Genomic DNA, 17,335 nt, shown 5'->3' on the forward strand with positions numbered 1-17,335 from the left:
TTTCAACACTAACTGCAACCAGCTTCCGCGCGCGGACTAAGAGTCCACTGAGATAACGTTCGCCGAACCCCGTGAGTTCGCACTGTGACCAGATTCGCCGTGTTCCATTTCGCCGGAGGTTGACGTGTAGACGCCCGGCGGCATCGGCCGGCCGGGTAACAGCACGTGAATCGAGGTTCCCGGCGGTTGGGCGTGGGGGTCGGTGTCTTCGACGCGCAACGATCCGCCGTGGTTGAGCACCACCTGCTTGACGATGGCCAGCCCCAGACCCGAGCCCGGCATCGCGCGCGCCGAGGTGGACCGGTAGAAACGTTCGAACACCAGCCGCCGCTCCTGCGGCGGGATGCCCGGACCCTGATCGGACACCACGAGTTCGGCGTGCGACGGGTCGAGTTGGCGCAGCACGACGCCTACCCGGCCGCCCGCCGGACTCCACTTGGCCGCGTTGTCCATCAGATTCAACGCCGCCCGCGACAAGCCGGCGGAGTCACCGTAGACCTGCCATGGGACGACATCCACATCGAAGTGAATGTCGTTGCGCCTCCGGCGGACTCGTTCCAGGCTGCGGTCGACGACCTCGGCCATGTCCACCGGCTCGTGCACCACCTGACCGGCGTCGCCGCGGGTTAGGTCCACCAAATCGCCTACCAGCGTGGATAATTCCTCGATCTGCGCCAGTACGTCAGCGCGCAGGTCGACCATCTCCTGTTCCGGCAGCCGCGGGGCGCCGGGCTCCATTGAGGCCATCAGCAGCTCGACATTGGTGCGCAGCGACGTCAGCGGCGTGCGCAGTTCATGTCCGGCGTCGGTGACCAGCCGCGCCTGCCGCTCGCGCGATTCGGCCAGCGCCCGCAGCATAAGGTTGAACGCCTCGGTGAGCCGCGCCAGTTCGTCGCTGCCGAACACCGGGATGGGCCGCAGGTCGTCGGTGCGCGCCACCCGTTCGGCGGCTTCGGTGAGACGCCCCACGGGGCGCAGCCCGGCGCGAGTGACCATTCCGCCGGCCACCGCCGCCACCGCCACGCCGACGCCACCCACCATCAGCAGCACGAAACGCAACTTGCCCATCACGTGCTCGGTGGGCTTGAGACTCTTGGAGATCAGCAGTGAGCTGCCGTTGGGCAGGTGGATGGCCAGCACCCGCTGATCGGAGGCGGTACGACGCGACATGAACAGCTCACCGCGGATGACCGCCTTCTCCGGCGTCCCGACTGGCAGCGTTTGCCCCGGCTGGTTGGCGGTGTAGATGGACCGGCCCGGGTTCACCAGCATCGCGTTGACGTCCGAATAAGCGGTGCCCTCGATGGCCTTGCCTGGGTCGGCCGCCAGCGAGCCGCTGGCAATCAGCAGCTGAGCGCGACTCTGCAGCTGATTGTCCAGGTCGCTGTAGAGGGCGGCCGAGATCACCGCGTAGACGGCGAAGGACATCAGCACCACGCCCATCGCCACCATGGACATCGCCAGCAGCATGACCCGCCACCGCAGCGAAAGCGAGCTGGTTGCCGGCAGCGGCGCACGCCGTTTGCGGCGGAGAGAAAGCATCAGGGCGGCGTTTCGCGTAGCACGTAACCCACCCCGCGCACGGTGTGGATCAGCCGCGGCTCGCCGTCGGCCTCGGTCTTGCGGCGCAGATATCCGACGTACACCTCCAGCGCGTTGCCCGAGGTGGGGAAATCAAATCCCCACACCTCTTCGAGGATGCGGCTGCGGGTCAATACCCGGCGCGGGTTGGCGATGAGCATCTCCAGCAACGCGAATTCGGTGCGGGTCAGGCTGATCCTGCGCTGCCCGCGAACGACCTCCCTGGTCACCGGGTCCAGGCTCAGATCGGAAAAGGTCATCGCGACGGACTCGGCGGCATCCTCGGGCTTGGTCCGGCGTAGCAGCGCCCGCATTCGGGCCAGCAGCTCCTCGAGAGCGAACGGTTTGGGTAGGTAGTCGTCGGCGCCGGCATCAAGGCCCGCGACGCGTTCGGAAACCGAATCGCGGGCGGTCAGCACTAGGATCGGCAGGTCGTCGCCGGTGCTGCGCAGCTGACGGCACACTTCCAGGCCATCCAGCCGGGGCATCATCACATCCAGAACAACCGCGTCGGGCCGGTCGCTGGCTATCCGCTCCAGAGCCTCCACCCCGTCATGGGCCAACTCCACCGTATAGCCATTGAAGGAGAGTGACCTGCGCAGCGACTCGCGCACGGCGCGATCGTCGTCGACGACAAGTATTCGCACCGGGCTAGTTTCATACGAGCGCCTGAGACTGGGCTGAGAGGCGCGCCGCTGTACGGGGCAACATCAGTCGCATCCATCACACCGGACCCCGATTGGGTTCACCGCGGCGTGCCCACGAGCGTGTGGATTCGGGTCAGCGCTTGTCGAGGTCGATCAGGCCGAGGCGGGCGGCCTTGAGCAGCCGACGCGGCACCTTGTGCTTCTGCCCGGCAACGTTGACGCCCACCAGCGGAGTCTCGGCGGCCTTCCACTGCGAGCGCCGGCTACGGGTATTCGAGCGCGACATCCTGCGCTTGGGTACGGCCATGGTCGGGCCTAACTCCTCGTTCGGGTTTCGGTGGGTCGTGTCGCGCGGCAAGGCCGTGGGTGACCGACGTGGCGACAGTTGCCGACAAGAATAGTCGCTGGGCCTGCCGGTCACCAAAATGACTCGAACCGTGGCATCCCGCAGCGAGGCCGAGCCGCTTGACGAGGCACCAGCGGTACCGGCTAACCTACCGGTTGGTTGGTTGTGTTCAGGCCGATCCTTTCTGGGGAGGACGCGCATGGCATCTCTGGACGTCGTCCGGATCGCGAATTGCTCCGGTTTCTACGGCGACCGTCATTCGGCGATGCGCGAGATGCTGACCGGGGGTGACGTCGACTACCTCACCGGTGACTACCTGGCCGAACTCACCATGCTGATCCTGGGCCGCGACCGGATGAAGAGCCCGGAACGCGGCTACGCCAAGACCTTCCTGACCCAACTCGAGGACTGCCTGGGCCTGGCCCATGAACGCGGCGTACGCATCGTGGCCAACGCTGGCGGCCTGAACCCCGCCGGGCTCGCCGACGCGGTCCGGGTCCTGGCCGAGCGCCTCGGCATTCCGGCCCGGGTAGCCCACGTCGAGGGCGATGATCTGCAGCCGCGCGCAGCCGAACTGGGCCTCGGATCGCCGCTGACAGCCAACGCCTACCTAGGCGGTTGGGGCATCGCCGACTGTCTGCAGGTCGGAGCCGACGTGGTGGTCACCGGCCGAGTCACCGATGCGTCGGTGATCGTCGGGTCTGCCGCCGCACACTTCGGCTGGAACCGCACCGACTACAACCAGCTGGCCGGCGCTGTCGTCGCGGGACACGTCATCGAATGTGGCACCCAGGCCACCGGCGGCAACTTCGCCTTCTTCACCGAGGTGCCCGACCTAACCTATCCCGGCTTTCCCCTGGCCGAGGTGCACGCCGACGGCTCGGCGGTGATCACCAAACATCCCGGCACCGGTGGCCTGGTCAGCGTCGACACCGTAACCGCCCAGCTGCTCTACGAGATCACCGGCGCCCGCTACGCCAATCCAGACGTGACGGCACGGATGGACACCATTTCGCTGACCCCGGCCGGTCCCGACCGGGTGCGGATCAGCGGTGTGGTCGGCGAGCCGCCACCACCAACGCTGAAGGTCTCGCTGAACAGCATCGGCGGGTTCCGCAACTCCATGACGTTCGTGCTGACCGGGCTGGACATCGAGGCCAAAGCGGAGTTGGTGCGACGCCAGCTCGAGGCCACCCTGACGGTCAAGCCGGCCGAGCTCGTGTGGACCCTATCCCGCACCGACCGACCCGATGCCGACACCGAGGAGACGGCCAGCGCATTGCTCAGTTGCGTTGTCCGCGACCCCGACCCGGCCAACGTTGGACGCAAATTCTCCGGCGCCGCAGTCGAATTGGCGCTGGCCAGCTATCCAGGGTTCACCGCCACCACCCCACCGGGTGACGGCCAGGTGTACGGGGTCTTCACCCCCGGCTACGTCGACGCCGGACTAGTTGAGCACATCGCCGTACACGCCGACGGTAGCCGTGTCGAAATTCCCTGTGCCACGGAAACTTTGAACCTGGCCTCCGCCGCCCCTGCGGGTCTGCCGGAACCGTTGCCGGTCGGCCCGACCAGGCGGGTGCCACTGGGCCTCATCGCCGGGGCGCGCAGCGGCGACAAAGGTGGGTCCGCCAACGTTGGAGTGTGGGTGCGCACCGACGAGCAGTGGCGTTGGCTCGCGCATACTCTGACCGTCGAGTTGCTCAAGGAGCTGCTGCCCGAAGCTGCCGAGCTCGACGTCACTCGCCATGTGCTGCCGAATCTGCGGGCGGTGAATTTCGTGATCGAGGGAATTCTCGGGCAGGGTGTCGCCTACCAGGCACGCTTCGACCCGCAGGCCAAAGGGCTGGGCGAATGGTTGCGCAGCCGCCACGTCGACATTCCGGAGAGCCTCCTATGAGTATCTGGACCACGCCCGAGCGCCAGCAGCTGCGAAAGACGGTGCACTCCTTCGTCGAACGGGAGATCCTGCCCAACGTCGACGAGTGGGAGCGCACCGGGGACTTGCCGCGCGAGCTGCACCGCCGCGCCGGGCAAGCGGGCCTGCTGGGCGCCAACTTCCCGTCCGCTGTCGGGGGTGGTGACGGGGACGGGGCCGACGCCGTGGTGATCTGCGAAGAGTTTCACGAGTCCGGCGGCCCCGGCGGGGTGTTCGCCTCGCTGTTCACCTGCGGCATCGCGGTGCCGCACATGATCGCCTCGGGCAACGAGCGGCTGATCGAAACCTACGTGCGCCCAACGCTGGCCGGCGAGAAGATCGGCTCGCTGGCCATCACCGAACCGGGCGGCGGCTCGGACGTCGGACATCTGCGAACCTCGGCGGTCCGCTGTTCTGGCCCGGAAGGCGACCACTACATCGTCAACGGCGCCAAGACCTACATCACTTCTGCGGTGCGCGCCGACTACGTGGTGACCGCGGTCCGCACCGGCGGGCCCGGGGCGTCTGGGGTTTCGCTATTGGTAGTGGACAAGGGCACGCCCGGGTTCGAGGTGACCCGCAAGCTGGACAAGATGGGCTGGCGGTCGTCGGACACCGCGGAACTGTCCTACACCGACGTTCGGGTGCCGGTGGCTAACTTGGTGGGCGCCGAGAACAGCGGATTCGGCCAGATCGCGCAGGCATTCGTCTCCGAACGGATCGGCCTTGCCGCACAAGCCTATTCCAGCGCACAGCGTTGTCTGGACATCACCGCTCAGTGGTGCCGCGATCGGGAAACCTTTGGTCGGCCGTTGATCTCGCGGCAAGCAGTGCAGAACACGCTGGCTGAGATGGCTCGCCGCGTCGATGTCGCCCGCGTCTACTCGCGCAACGTGGTGGAGCGGCAGCTGGCCGGCGAGACGAACCTGATACCGCAGGTGTGCTTCGCCAAGAACACCGCCGTCGAAGCCGGCGAGTGGGTCGCCAACCAGGGCGTCCAATTGTTCGGTGGCATGGGCTACATGGCCGAATCCGAGATCGAACGCCAGTACCGGGACATGCGGATATTGGGCATCGGCGGGGGGACCACCGAGATCATGACCGCATTGGCCGCCAAACTCCTGGGATACCAACAATGACCGTGCTTGCGACCACGCTCGACCCGAACGGCGACACTTTCGCCGAAGCGGCCGCGGCGGCAACAGCCAAACTCGACGAGATCGCCGCCGAACTGGCCAACGCGGTCGAGGGCGGCGGACCAAAATACGTCGAACGTCACCACGCCCGCGGCAAGCTGACCGCGCGCGAACGCATCGAGTTGTTGGTCGACGCCGACTCCCCGTTCCTGGAACTCAGCCCACTCGCCGCCTGGGGCAGCGCATTCAAGGTAGGGGCGAGTACGGTCACCGGCATCGGTGTCGTCGAAGGCGTCGAGTGCATGATCGTCGCCAACGACCCCACCGTCAAAGGCGGCACCAGCAACCCGTGGACCCTGAAGAAGATCCTGCGGGCCAACCAGATCGCGTTCGAGAACCGGCTTCCGGTGATCTCGCTGGTGGAATCGGGCGGAGCCGACCTGCCCACCCAGAAAGAGATCTTCATCCCCGGCGGACGGATGTTCCGCGACCTGACCCGCCTCTCGGCTGCCGGAATCCCCACTATCGCACTGGTTTTCGGCAACTCCACCGCGGGCGGAGCCTACGTACCCGGGATGTCGGATCACGTGGTGATGATCAAGGAACGCTCCAAGGTCTTCTTGGCCGGCCCTCCACTGGTGAAGATGGCCACCGGTGAGGAGTCCGACGACGAGTCACTCGGCGGCGCCGAGATGCACGCTCGTATCTCGGGTTTGGCCGATTACTTCGCTCAGGACGAGCTCGACGCGATCCGCATCGGTCGCCGCGTGGTGGCCCGACTGAACTGGCGAAAACAAGGCCCTGTCCCGAAACCCGTCACCGAGCCGCTGTTCGACACCGAGGAACTGATCGGCATCGTCCCGTCGGACCTGCGCATCCCGTTCGACCCGCGCGAGGTGATCGCGCGCATCGTCGACGGCTCGGAATTCGACGAGTTCAAACCACTCTACGGATCGTCGCTGGTGACCGGCTGGGCTCAATTGCACGGCTACCCGATCGGGATCCTGGCCAACGCCCGCGGTGTGCTGTTCAGCGAGGAATCGCAGAAAGCCACCCAGTTCATCCAACTGGCTAACCGCTACGACACTCCACTGTTGTTCTTGCACAACACCACCGGCTACATGGTGGGAAAGGACTACGAGGAAGGCGGGATGATCAAGCACGGCTCGATGATGATCAACGCCGTGTCCAACTCGAAAGTCCCGCATATCTCGCTGCTGCTCGGCGCCTCCTACGGCGCGGGCCACTACGGCATGTGCGGTCGCGCCTACGATCCGCGGTTCCTGTTCGCCTGGCCCAGCGCCAAATCCGCGGTGATGGGTGGCGCGCAGCTGGCGGGTGTCCTGTCGATCGTGGCCCGGGCCGCTGCCGAAGCCCGCGGCCAACAGGTTGACGAAGACGCCGACGCCGCCATGCGGGCCGCCGTCGAAGGCCAGATCGAAGCCGAGTCGCTGCCCATGGTGCTCTCCGGGATGCTCTACGACGACGGGGTGATCGACCCGCGCGATACCCGCACCGTGTTGGGAATCTGTCTGTCCGCCATAGCAAATGGCCCGATCAAGGGGACGCCGAACTTCGGCGTCTTCCGGATGTGAGTGTCATGGGAATCACCAGAGTGCTGGTTGCCAACCGCGGTGAGATCGCGCGACGGGTCTTCGCCACCTGCCGTCGCCTCGGCCTGGGTACCGTCGCCGTCTACACCGACCCGGATGCCGAGGCACCGCACGTCGTTGAGGCCGATGCCCGGGTCCGGCTGCTCAAGACGAACGACTACCTCAATGCCGAGGCCATCATCGCGGCGGCGACGGCTGCCGGCGCTGACGCGATTCATCCCGGCTACGGATTCCTGTCGGAGAACGCCGAATTCGCCGCAGCGGTCCAGGACGCGGGCCTGAGGTGGATCGGCCCACCGGTGGACGCGGTGCGCGCCATGGGCTCCAAAATCGAGTCCAAGAAGCTGATGTCGGGCGCCGGAGTGCCAGTGCTCGAGGAGCTCGATCCGGCTACCGTCACTGCGCAGCAGCTGCCGGTGCTGGTCAAAGCTTCCGCCGGCGGTGGCGGCCGCGGTATGCGTGTGGTGCGCGAATTGTCCGCGTTGCCAAGTGAAGTCGAGGCCGCACAGCGTGAAGCGCAGTCCGCGTTCGGTGACCCGACGGTGTTCTGCGAACGCTATCTGCCGACCGGTCACCACATCGAGGTCCAGGTGATGGCCGATAACCACGGCACCGTCTGGGCAGTCGGCGAGCGTGAGTGCTCCATCCAGCGGCGCCATCAGAAGGTAATCGAAGAGGCACCCTCACCGCTGGTGGAACGCATTCCCGGGATGCGCGCCAAGCTGTTCGAGGCCGCGCGGCTGGCGGCTGCCGCCATTGGCTATAGCGGCGCGGGCACCGTGGAGTTCCTCGCCGACGATGACGGCGAGTTCTTCTTCCTGGAGATGAATACCCGGCTGCAGGTGGAGCACCCGGTCACCGAGGAAACCACCGGGCTGGACCTGGTCGAGCTGCAACTCGATGTCGCCGACGGCGGCAGGCTGGGCACTGAACCGTCGCTGACGCAGGGACATTCGATCGAGGCGCGGCTCTACGCCGAAGATCCCGCACACGGCTGGCAGCCGCAGGCCGGTCGGATGCACGCGATTCACGTGCCGTCGGTGCAAGCGGAATTCGAGACCCTGAGGCGCCGGACGGGAATCCGGCTGGACTCGGGCATCGTCGACGGCTCGGTTGTATCGATCCACTACGACCCCATGCTCGCCAAGGTGATCTCCTACGCCCCGACTCGCCGCCAAGCGGCGCTGGTACTCGCCGACGCACTGGCCCGCGCCCACGTACATGGCCTGCGCACCAATCGCGAACTGCTGGTCAACGTGCTGCGTCATCCCGCGTTCCTCGAAGGTGCCACCGACACGGCGTTTTTCGACACGCACGGCCTGGCGGATTTGGCGGCGCCGCTGGCCGATTCCGAGGCAGTCCGGCTGTCGGCGATCGCGGCAGCCCTGGCCGACGCCGCGCACAACCGCGCGGGTGCCACGGTGTTGGCAGCCGTTCCGAGCGGCTGGCGCAATCTGGCTTCTGGGTTTCAGACCAAGGCCTACCGTGACAGCGCGGACAACGAAATTCGGGTCCAATACCGCTACACCAGGACCGGATTGGCACTTCCCGAAGATCCAAGCGTGCAGCTGGTGTCGGCGACACAGGATCAGGTGGTGCTGGCCGAACACGGGGTCGCCGCCAGCTTCACCGTGTCGCGCTACGGCCACGACATCTATATCGACTCTGCCCGCGGGCCCGTGCACCTGATTGCACTTCCCCGCTATCCCGAGCCGGGCTCGGCCGTCGAGAAGGGATCCCTGGTTGCGCCCATGCCTGGCAACGTGATCCGGGTCGGCGCCGACGTCGGCGACCCCGTGACCACCGGCCAGCCGCTGATCTGGCTAGAGGCGATGAAGATGGAACACACCATTACCGCACCCAACGACGGGGTACTCGCCGAACTCAATGTTCAGCCAGGCCAACAAGTCGAAGTCGGCGCCGTATTGGCACGCGTCGAAGAGCCCGAAGCAGAAGGGGATTCCCAGTGAGCGACACCAGCTTTATCGAGAGCGAAGACCGCCAAGCGCTGCGCAAGGCAGTGCGCGAGTGGGCGTCCGGTTACGGTGCCGAGTACTACCTGAAGAAGGCACGCGCCCAGGAGCACACTGACGAATTGTGGTCCGAGGCAGGCAAACTCGGCTTCCTCGGGGTGAACCTGCCCGAGGAGTACGGCGGCGGCGGCGCAGGCATGTACGAGCTGTCCTTGGTGATGGAGGAGATGGCCGCCGCTGGCAGCGCACTGCTGCTGATGGTCGTCTCACCGGCCATCAACGGCACCATCATCAGCAAGTTCGGCACCGAGGAACAGAAGAAGCGCTGGATCCCATCCATCGCCGACGGCACGTTGACCATGGCGTTCGCCATCACCGAACCTGATGCCGGATCCAACTCGCACAACATCACCACCACCGCCCGCCGCGACGGCAGCGACTGGATCCTCAAGGGCCAGAAGGTCTACATCTCCGGCATAGACCAGGCCCAAGCGGTCCTGGTGGTTGGCCGCACCGAGGAAGCCAAGACCGGCAAACTGCGCCCCGCGCTGTTCGTGGTGCCTACCGACGCGCCCGGCTTCACCTACACCCCGATCGACATGGAGATCATCAGCCCCGAACGGCAGTTCCAGGTCTTCCTCGACGACGTCCGGTTGCCCAGCGACGCACTGGTCGGGGCCCAGGATGCTGCCATCGCACAGCTCTTCGCCGGGCTGAACCCGGAACGGATCATGGGTGCGGCCAGCGCGGTGGGCATGGGACGGTTCGCGCTCGACAAGGCCGTCGAATACGTCAAGACCCGCAAGGTATGGTCCACCCCGATCGGCGCCCACCAAGGGCTCGCGCACCCGTTGGCGCAGTGCCACATCGAGATCGAACTGGCCAAGCTGATGATGCAGAAAGCCGCCACCCTTTATGACAGCGGCGACGATGGCGGCGCAGCACAGGCCGCGAATATGGCCAAGTACGCCGCGGGCGAGGCATCCACCCGTTCCGTCGACCAGGCCGTGCAGTCGATGGGCGGCAACGGGCTGACCAAGGAGTACGGCGTGGCCGCCATGCTGGCCGCATCCAGGCTGGCACGTATCGCGCCGATCAGCCGCGAGATGGTGCTGAACTTCGTCGCGCAGACCTCGCTGGGCCTACCCCGTTCGTACTGATGGACACTCTCGTCGAATACACGCGGGACGGCGTCGTCGCCCGGTTGACGCTGAACTCACCGCATAACCGCAACGCCTTGTCGACCAGGTTGGTCACCCAGCTGCACGACGGTCTACGGGTGGCCGCGGCGGACCCGGCGGTGCGGATGGTGGTGCTCGGGCACACCGGCGGCACGTTCTGCGCCGGTGCGGACCTCAGCGAGGCAGGAGGTGGCGCGGCCGGGGGAAGCGGGTCGCCACCACCGTCTGCCTACGACCTTGCGGTGGCGCGGGCCCAGGAGATGGCGACCCTGCTGCGCGACATCGTGTCCTCGCCGTTGCCGGTGATCGGTGCGATCAACGGGCACGTCCGGGCCGGCGGGTTCGGCCTGGTTGGCGCGTGCGACATCGTGGTAGCCGGGCCGAAGAGCACCTTTGCCCTGACCGAGGCGCGGATCGGCGTCGCCCCGGCAATTATCTCGCTGACCCTGCTGCCGAAGCTGTCGACGCGCGCCGCGGCGCGCTATTACCTCACCGGCGAAACGTTCGGCGCCAGCGAAGCCGCCGAGATCGGGCTGATCAGCCTGGCCACCGACGACGTGGACACCGCGGTAGCCGGGCTGGTCGCCGACATCGGCCGCGGCTCACCGCAGGGTCTGGCGGCGTCCAAGGCGCTGACCACGACCGCGGTGCTGGAAGGCTTCGACCGGGACGCGCAACGGCTCGCGGAGGAATCCGCTCGACTGTTCGTTTCCGAGGAAGCGCACGAAGGGATGCTCGCGTTCTTGCAGAAACGGCCGCCGAGCTGGGCTTCTCCGCCGGAATAGGACTATGTCGGCGGCGGGAAGATTGCAGTTTAGCCAAACCCTCTTGCAGCAAAAATATGAAGTCGTAAGCTCGCCTGTGAGATGACCAACCCAGCCCAACGTGACGTGAAGGCCGTGCGCGACGAGCTGTCGCGCGCAGAGGACACCGATCGCATCCAGATCGCGCAATTGCTGGCGTATGCCGCAGAGCAGGGTCGCCTGCAACTGAACGAGTACGAAGACCGGCTAACCAAGGCTTATGCGGCGACGACGTATCAGGAACTCGACGAGCTGCGCGCCGACCTGCCGGGAACGGTGGTCAGTGGTCGCCGCGGCGGCAACTGCAATCCGGCACCGTCCACGTTATTGCTAGCCATCATGAGCGGCTTCGAGCGCCGCGGACGCTGGAACGTGCCGAAGAAGCTAACCACCTTCACCCTCTGGGGCAGCGGCGTGGTCGACCTGCGCTATGCCGACTTCACCTCCACCGAGGTCGAGATCCACGCCTACTCGATCATGAGCGCGCAGACGATTCTGCTGCCGCCGGAGGTCAGCGTCGAGATCGACGGTCGCGGCATCATGGGCAACTTCGAGCAATCGGTGGTCGGTGAGGGCAGCCCAGGCGCACCCAACATCCGGATCCGCGGCTTCTCGCTGTGGGGTGGCGTCGGCATCAAGCGCAAGCCCCGCAAGCCCCGTAACTGATCCACAGCCGCACCAGCGCCAATCCACACGGGCCACTGCGGTGAGTGGTCCGTCGTTTTAGCCGCTGCCAGGCTTTCGCCGAGAGTTCACCTCGGCGGAAGACGGTTGGTATGGCGGAGGAAGTGCGGGCGGTTCCCCACGCGCTCGCTCAGGTCGGTGCAGCGCTGGCCGATCACGGGCAAGCGTTGCTGGACCTACAGCAGGCGTGTCACCGGGACGCTGAGGGCGCTCAGCGGGGTTGGGTGGGTTCCTCGGCACGCGCCTTGTCGGGCTTCCTGGACGGTTGGTTGGCTGCCAGCACCGACCACTGCGGCCGCTTCGACCAGCACTGCGCCGGAATGCTTTGCACTGCAGCAGTATTCGAGGAGATGGAGCAGGGCAACGCGGCGCTATTGGCCGGCCGGTCGGCACGATGACGGTCACTCCGGCCGATATCGAACGCTGGGATCCAACGGCAATCCGCACAGTTTTCGACGCCGCGATCCGCCGCGCACACGGCACCCGCACCGCCTCAGCGTCGGTCGCGGAGATGATCCGACTGCTGAACTTCGGCGGCGACGCCGCCGAGGCGGCGCAGGCGGCCTCCCGTCACATCGCGCTGGTACTGGACGGCCATGCCGATACCTGTGAGGCGGTCGCGCGCGCCGCCGAGCAGTCCGCCGACGAAGTCGCCGTAATCAAGCAGCGGCTGCACGCAATCCGCGATTTGGCCCGCGACAGTCGCCTGGTTATCGACGAGCAGACCGGAGCGGTCCTGCCGCCATTCGACTTCACTTCGCTATCCCCCGATGATCAGCAGCGCATCCTGGACGCCGCGCTGTGGTTGAACGAGCGCATGCGCAGTTTGTTGGAGTCGGCCGAGGTCGCCGACCAAGACCTGGCCGCGGCGATCCGCGGCGCCGACCGCGACCTTGCCCCCGACCAACTCAGCGCGCAACTCGCCCATAATCCACCCGCTATACCGGCGTTGCCGCCGCGCGACAGTACACCCGACCAGGTGAGCAGTTGGTGGCACGCGTTGACGCCGGGACAGCAGGACCGGGTTAAGCAATCGGTACCCGCCGCCATCCGCAACCTCGACGGCGTTCCGGTCACCGTCCGCGGCCGACTCAATCTGCCAGTGCTGCAACGCGAAATCACCCGGCTGCAGCAGGGGTGGTTCGACGGCGCCGGCTGCTGGCACACCGATCCGGAGAAGCTGGCCGACCTTCGGGCACTGCGCGACGCCCTGGACGCCAATCCCGGATCGAGCCTGATCTTGCTGGACACCACCGGCATTCCCGGAAAGGTGTTGGCGGCGGTCGGTGTCGGCGACGTCGACAACGCCGAGTGTGTCGGTGTCACGGTGGGCGGCCTGAACACCCGAGTCAGCGCCAGCGTCCTCGATATGACGAATCAGGCTGCTAGACAGCGCGATAAAGCGGGGGAATTGAGGACGGCGGCGCACCGCACCAATCCGGATGCAGTCGCGTCCATCGCCTGGCTGGGCTACGACGCGCCCGACAGCCTGCGCGACGTGACGCACGACTGGCATGCCCGCGACGGCGCGGACAGGCTGAACCGCTTCTACAAGGGGTTGGCCGCGTCCAGTAACGTTGCAGACCAACATATCACCGGCTTCGGTCACTCCTACGGATCGCTGGTGACCAGTCTGGCACTGCAGCAGGGCGCACCGGTGAGCGACGTCGTGCTGTACGGTTCGCCCGGCGGTGAACTTACCGACGCATCGCAGCTGCGAGTGCGGCCCGGTCACGCCTTCTATCTGGTCGGCGTGAATGATTATGTGGCCGAGACTATTCCCGGGTTCGGTGCGTTCGGCCCGGCGTTACAGAACGTCCCGGGCATGACGCCGTTGTCGACCGGCACCGACCTGGCACCACCGAATGAGTACGGCGACGGTCAACTCCACGAGCGTGCCTACGGCCATTCGGACTACGCCCGGCTAGGCAGCAACGGGCAACTACGCATGAGCGCTTACAACATGGCGGCGGTGCTGGCCGGATTGCCCGACGACCTCATCAGGCCGCGGCAACTGGGCCGATGACTAGCGGCCTTACCGGCGTCGCCGCGAGCGCAGGTAGTCTCCCACCACCGCGGCGCCCAGCCCGTCCAGGTCGGGCACAACGACCCGGCCTTCCACCCGTCGGGCCACCTGGTCGATGAACCGCGCCAGGCCAGGGTCACTGCCGAGTCGGAAGATGGTGATCTGCGCGCCGAGCCGGGCCATGTCGTCAAAACCCTTGACCGTGAACGAGATAGTGCGCGGGTGCGGCGGGTAGTCGAAGAAGACCGAGGTGCCCTCGCCGTCAAAATCCTCCAGGTGCGCGGTCGGTTCACCATCGGTGACGATCAACACCACTGGTTGCGCGTTGGGATGGCGGCGCAGGTGGCGCCCAGCCAGCGCGAGGGCATGATGCAGGTTGGTGCCCTGCTCGTACACGCCCTCCAGGCCGGTCAACTCACCGGCCGTCACGGTGCGCGCGTAACGACCAAAGGCGATGATCTGCAAGGCATCCGACCGAAATCGGGTGGTCACCAGATGATTCAGCGCGAGCGCCGTCTGCTTCATCGGCAACCAGCGGTTCTCCATCACCATCGAGAACGAGGTGTCCACCAGCAACGCCACCGCAGCCTGGGTGCGGGTTTCGGTCTCGGAGATCTCGACGTCGTCGACGGTGATGCGCAGCGACGGGCGACCCTCGTCGAGGTTGTGCGTACCCGCTTGCCGCAGTACGGCATTGGTGAGAGTTCGGGAGATGTTCCATGGCTCGGTGTCGCCGAATTGCCAAGGTCGAGTCGCCCCGGTCAACTCGCCGGCCGCACCCGCGCGCCGGTGGTCCCGCTCGCCATGCCGTCCGGAAAGCTGTTGCGCCACATCGCGTAACGCGGTCTCCCCGAGACGACGCAAAGCCTTCGGGGAAAGTCGCCACTGACCGTCGGAGCCACGGTCCAAGAAACCCTGATTGACCAGGGCACGTTCGAGTTCGGCAAGCGTGCGGGCGTCGACGGCGGCTTCGTCGCCCAGTTGGCGGGCCAGCGCGTCGAGGTCGACGTCGTCCATGGTGGCACCCGGGTACGCCTGCGAAAGCTGATCGGCGAGTTGCTCGAGCTCGCCGATGTCGGCCAGTACCTGCGCGCCCTCGCCCATGCCCAGTGGGTTCTCACCAGAGAACTGCTGCGAGCCGTCCCAATCCTCCCCCGGGCGCGCGGCCTGCAGATGCGCGTCCAGCCGGCCCAACGCCTGCATCAGTGACGGCGATCCAAAAGCCTGCTGCGCCAACGTATCCAGCTCGTCGCGCTGCTCCTGGGACAGGCTGTTGCGGAAGCGCTGCGCGGCCGCGGCCCGCTTGGCCAGCGAGTCCAGCAGCTCGTCGACATTGCGCGGGTTTTCCGGGAAGAACTCGCCATGCTTGTCCATGAAATCCTGGAAATCCTGCTGCGTATCTTCGCCGCGAGAGTGCTTGTCCAGCAGGTTGTTCAGATCGTCCAGCATGTCTTTGACCCGCTGACGGTCCTCGTCGGTGGCACCTTCCAGCGCCTGCTTCATGCCGGCGAAACGCTGGTCCAGCATTTCGCGCCCCAAGAGGTCCTTGATCTGCTCGTACTTCTGCCGGGCCTCGGCGCTGCGCCAGTCGTATTCGGAAAGTTCCTGTACAGCCTTGGCCGGCGACGGCGGCAGCGCCTCCAACTGCAGCTCGGAGAAGCGCGCGTCGTCGTCCAGCGCGCGCGCCAGTTCCTTGCGCTCGGCCAGCACGGCCTCGTCGAGCAGCTTCTTGATTTCCTGCAGGGTGCCGTCCAAGTTGTTGCGGCGCAACAGGTCCCTGCGGCGGCGGTTGGCCTCGGCGGCCAGCCGGTCGGCACCGCGCATGTTCTCGGTGCCGCGCCGCAGCAACTCCGACAGCGCGCGGCGCGGCGAGGTGCCGCCCATCACGTCCTGCCCGATCGCTTCGAGCGCCTCACGCAGATCCACCGGCGGTGCCAGCGGGTCGGGCCCGCCGGTGTACGCCGAGTACCGCGACGAGTGCCCTCTATTAGCCATAGACGGTTTGCCCTTCCCCGGACACTTTGTCGACCCGCTTAGCCAGATACAGCGCCTCGAGCGCCAGTTCCAGCGCCGCGGCCCGCTCGCCTTCGGATTCCGCGCCCAGCTTGCGGGCGATGGCATCCACCACCGGTAGGCCGGGAACCGCGGCCAACACGTCCTTGGCCGACACCCGCTCGCCCGTCGTCACGGCGGAGCCACCCTCGACGGCCGACACCAAGGTGCCGACGTCGATGCCGCCCAGCACCCGCGATGCGGTGTCGGCGGTGGCGCGGCGCAGCAAATGCTCGAGCACCGCCTGCTCACGGCCCTCCTCACCGGACTCGAATTCCAATTTGCCGCGCAGCACGTCGATCACGGTGCCCAGGTCGACCACCCGGGCCACCGGGTCGGTCTCACCGAGGATCGCGCCGCGGTGGCGGGCCGCGGCCGCGACGGTCTCGGCGGCCGCGATGGCGAACCGCGCCGAGACCCCGGAACGCTGGTCGACCGAGCTGGACTCGCGCAGATAGCGGGCGAAGCGGGCGATCACCTGAAACAGATAGTCGGGCACCTGCGCGCTCAGGTGTGCCTCCTGCGCGATGACGCCGATCTCGGCGGACAGTTCCAGCGGGTAGTGGGTGCGGATCTCGGCCCCGAAGCGGTCCTTGAGCGGGGTGATGATGCGGCCGCGGTTGGTGTAGTCCTCGGGGTTGGCGCTGGCCACCACCAGCACATCCAGCGGTAGGCGCAGCGTGTAACCACGGACTTGGATGTCGCGTTCCTCCATCACGTTGAGCATCGACACCTGGATGCGCTCGGCGAGGTCGGGCAGCTCGTTGACAGCGACGATGCCGCGGTGCGCGCGTGGAATCAGGCCGTACGCAATGGTCTCGGGGTCACCCAGGCTGCGGCCCTCAGCGACCTTGATCGGGTCGATGTCACCGACCAGGTCGGCGACACTGGTGTCAGGCGTCGCCAGCTTCTCGGTGTACCGCTCGCTGCGGTGTTTCCACGCGATCGGCAGGTCCGCTTGCGCCTGGGCGGCGCGACGAATCCACTCCGGGGTGATCGGGTTGTAGGGATGCTCGCCCAATTCGGAGCCCTCGATTACCGGGGTCCACTCGTCAAGCAGTCCGGTCAGTGCCCGCAGCAGCCGTGTCTTGCCCTGCCCGCGTTCGCCCAGCAGCACGAAGTCGTGCCCGGCGATCAGGGCCCGCTCCAGCTGCGGAATCACGGTGTCGTCAAAACCGAGGATCCCGGGCCACACCTCGTCACCGTCGGCGAGCGCGGTGAGTAGATTCTCCCGGATTTCCTGCTTGACTCCCCGCTCGCGATGGCCGGAGGCACGCAGCTCGCCGACGGTGCGGGGCAGATTGCTCGGTGAAGTCACCTCTCCACGCTACGACCCTGCCGGGGATTCAGCACGGGCGCGTTCATCAAATGCGCT

General features: G+C 66.6%; 14 protein-coding genes. 9 read left to right on the plus strand and 5 right to left on the minus strand.

Translation table 11 applies throughout. The annotated features are described in order from the left end of the window. Nucleotides 1-36 precede the first annotated feature (36 nt). The 3 genes from H0P51_RS23265 to rpmF all read right to left on the minus strand — a co-directional run bounded on the left by H0P51_RS23265 (nt 37) and on the right by rpmF (nt 2,535). Nucleotides 37-1,542, minus strand: coding sequence for a HAMP domain-containing sensor histidine kinase (locus H0P51_RS23265; RefSeq protein WP_180915188.1), 1,506 nt, complete (start codon nt 1,540-1,542; stop codon nt 37-39). Further along, complete coding sequence (gene mprA, locus H0P51_RS23270) at nt 1,542-2,228, minus strand: two-component system response regulator MprA (protein WP_180915189.1); 687 nt, start codon at nt 2,226-2,228, stop codon at nt 1,542-1,544. The genes H0P51_RS23265 and mprA overlap by 1 nt, the downstream gene beginning before the upstream one ends. A gap of 133 nt (nt 2,229-2,361) precedes the next feature. After that, entirely contained in the window at nt 2,362-2,535 is a 174-nt protein-coding gene (gene rpmF, locus H0P51_RS23275; protein WP_180915190.1) for a 50S ribosomal protein L32, read from the minus strand. 238 nt (nt 2,536-2,773) lie between these two features. Here rpmF and H0P51_RS23280 point away from each other — a divergent pair, with 238 nt between their 5' ends. From H0P51_RS23280 to H0P51_RS28270, 9 genes are all read left to right on the plus strand, one after another. Continuing rightward, nucleotides 2,774-4,474 carry an acyclic terpene utilization AtuA family protein gene (locus H0P51_RS23280; RefSeq protein WP_180915191.1) on the plus strand — a complete coding sequence of 567 codons (1,701 nt, stop codon included), beginning with the start codon at nt 2,774-2,776 and terminating at the stop codon, nt 4,472-4,474. Next, on the plus strand, nt 4,471-5,631 hold the full coding sequence (locus tag H0P51_RS23285) for an acyl-CoA dehydrogenase family protein (RefSeq protein ID WP_180915192.1): 1,161 nt from the start codon (nt 4,471-4,473) through the stop codon (nt 5,629-5,631). Before H0P51_RS23280 ends, H0P51_RS23285 begins: the two co-directional genes overlap by 4 nt. A gap of 2 nt (nt 5,632-5,633) precedes the next feature. Further along, nucleotides 5,634-7,223, plus strand: coding sequence for an acyl-CoA carboxylase subunit beta (locus tag H0P51_RS23290; RefSeq protein WP_180919184.1), 1,590 nt, complete (start codon nt 5,634-5,636; stop codon nt 7,221-7,223). A gap of 5 nt (nt 7,224-7,228) precedes the next feature. Then, entirely contained in the window at nt 7,229-9,211 is a 1,983-nt protein-coding gene (locus H0P51_RS23295) for an acetyl/propionyl/methylcrotonyl-CoA carboxylase subunit alpha (protein WP_180915193.1), read from the plus strand. Further along, nucleotides 9,208-10,374 (plus strand): acyl-CoA dehydrogenase family protein, encoded by a 1,167-nt coding sequence (locus H0P51_RS23300; protein WP_180915194.1) that lies wholly within the window; start codon nt 9,208-9,210, stop codon nt 10,372-10,374. Before H0P51_RS23295 ends, H0P51_RS23300 begins: the two co-directional genes overlap by 4 nt. Beyond that, nucleotides 10,374-11,180: an enoyl-CoA hydratase family protein gene (locus H0P51_RS23305; protein ID WP_180915195.1), complete on the plus strand. Its 807-nt coding sequence runs from the start codon at nt 10,374-10,376 to the stop codon at nt 11,178-11,180. The genes H0P51_RS23300 and H0P51_RS23305 overlap by 1 nt, the downstream gene beginning before the upstream one ends. An 81-nt stretch (nt 11,181-11,261) precedes the next feature. Beyond that, nucleotides 11,262-11,864 carry a DUF1707 SHOCT-like domain-containing protein gene (locus H0P51_RS23310; RefSeq protein WP_180915196.1) on the plus strand — a complete coding sequence of 201 codons (603 nt, stop codon included), beginning with the start codon at nt 11,262-11,264 and terminating at the stop codon, nt 11,862-11,864. A 110-nt stretch (nt 11,865-11,974) separates the two neighbouring features. Continuing rightward, entirely contained in the window at nt 11,975-12,280 is a 306-nt protein-coding gene (locus tag H0P51_RS23315; protein WP_246398173.1) for a WXG100 family type VII secretion target, read from the plus strand. Beyond that, nucleotides 12,277-13,908: an alpha/beta hydrolase gene (locus tag H0P51_RS28270; RefSeq protein WP_213016711.1), complete on the plus strand. Its 1,632-nt coding sequence runs from the start codon at nt 12,277-12,279 to the stop codon at nt 13,906-13,908. The genes H0P51_RS23315 and H0P51_RS28270 overlap by 4 nt, the downstream gene beginning before the upstream one ends. A 9-nt stretch (nt 13,909-13,917) precedes the next feature. Here the strand turns inward: H0P51_RS28270 and H0P51_RS23325 are convergent, their stop codons facing one another. Both H0P51_RS23325 and H0P51_RS23330 read right to left on the minus strand, forming a co-directional pair. Then, a complete protein-coding gene (locus H0P51_RS23325) occupies nt 13,918-15,903 on the minus strand; it encodes a vWA domain-containing protein (RefSeq protein WP_180915197.1) in 1,986 nt (661 codons plus the stop codon). Then, nucleotides 15,896-17,278 (minus strand): sigma 54-interacting transcriptional regulator, encoded by a 1,383-nt coding sequence (locus tag H0P51_RS23330; protein ID WP_180915198.1) that lies wholly within the window; start codon nt 17,276-17,278, stop codon nt 15,896-15,898. Before H0P51_RS23330 ends, H0P51_RS23325 begins: the two co-directional genes overlap by 8 nt. Nucleotides 17,279-17,335 lie beyond the last annotated feature (57 nt).

Source organism: Mycobacterium vicinigordonae, from assembly GCF_013466425.1.
Taxonomy (GTDB): Bacteria; Actinomycetota; Actinomycetes; order Mycobacteriales; family Mycobacteriaceae; genus Mycobacterium; species Mycobacterium vicinigordonae.

What these genes read in the sequence shown, in the direction of transcription:
- H0P51_RS23285 (WP_180915192.1), top strand. Translation starts at nt 4,471, where the DNA reads ATGAGTATCTGGACCACGCCCGAGCGCCAGCAGCTGCGAAAGACGGTG.
- H0P51_RS23305 (WP_180915195.1), top strand. Translation starts at nt 10,374, where the DNA reads ATGGACACTCTCGTCGAATACACGCGGGACGGCGTCGTCGCCCGGTTG.
- H0P51_RS23265 (WP_180915188.1), bottom strand. Translation starts at nt 1,542, where the DNA reads ATGCTTTCTCTCCGCCGCAAACGGCGTGCGCCGCTGCCGGCAACCAGC.
- H0P51_RS23325 (WP_180915197.1), bottom strand. Translation starts at nt 15,903, where the DNA reads ATGGCTAATAGAGGGCACTCGTCGCGGTACTCGGCGTACACCGGCGGG.
- H0P51_RS23280 (WP_180915191.1), top strand. Translation starts at nt 2,774, where the DNA reads ATGGCATCTCTGGACGTCGTCCGGATCGCGAATTGCTCCGGTTTCTAC.
- H0P51_RS23315 (WP_246398173.1), top strand. Translation starts at nt 11,975, where the DNA reads ATGGCGGAGGAAGTGCGGGCGGTTCCCCACGCGCTCGCTCAGGTCGGT.
- H0P51_RS28270 (WP_213016711.1), top strand. Translation starts at nt 12,277, where the DNA reads ATGACGGTCACTCCGGCCGATATCGAACGCTGGGATCCAACGGCAATC.
- H0P51_RS23295 (WP_180915193.1), top strand. Translation starts at nt 7,229, where the DNA reads ATGGGAATCACCAGAGTGCTGGTTGCCAACCGCGGTGAGATCGCGCGA.
- rpmF (WP_180915190.1), bottom strand. Translation starts at nt 2,535, where the DNA reads ATGGCCGTACCCAAGCGCAGGATGTCGCGCTCGAATACCCGTAGCCGG.
- H0P51_RS23310 (WP_180915196.1), top strand. Translation starts at nt 11,262, where the DNA reads ATGACCAACCCAGCCCAACGTGACGTGAAGGCCGTGCGCGACGAGCTG.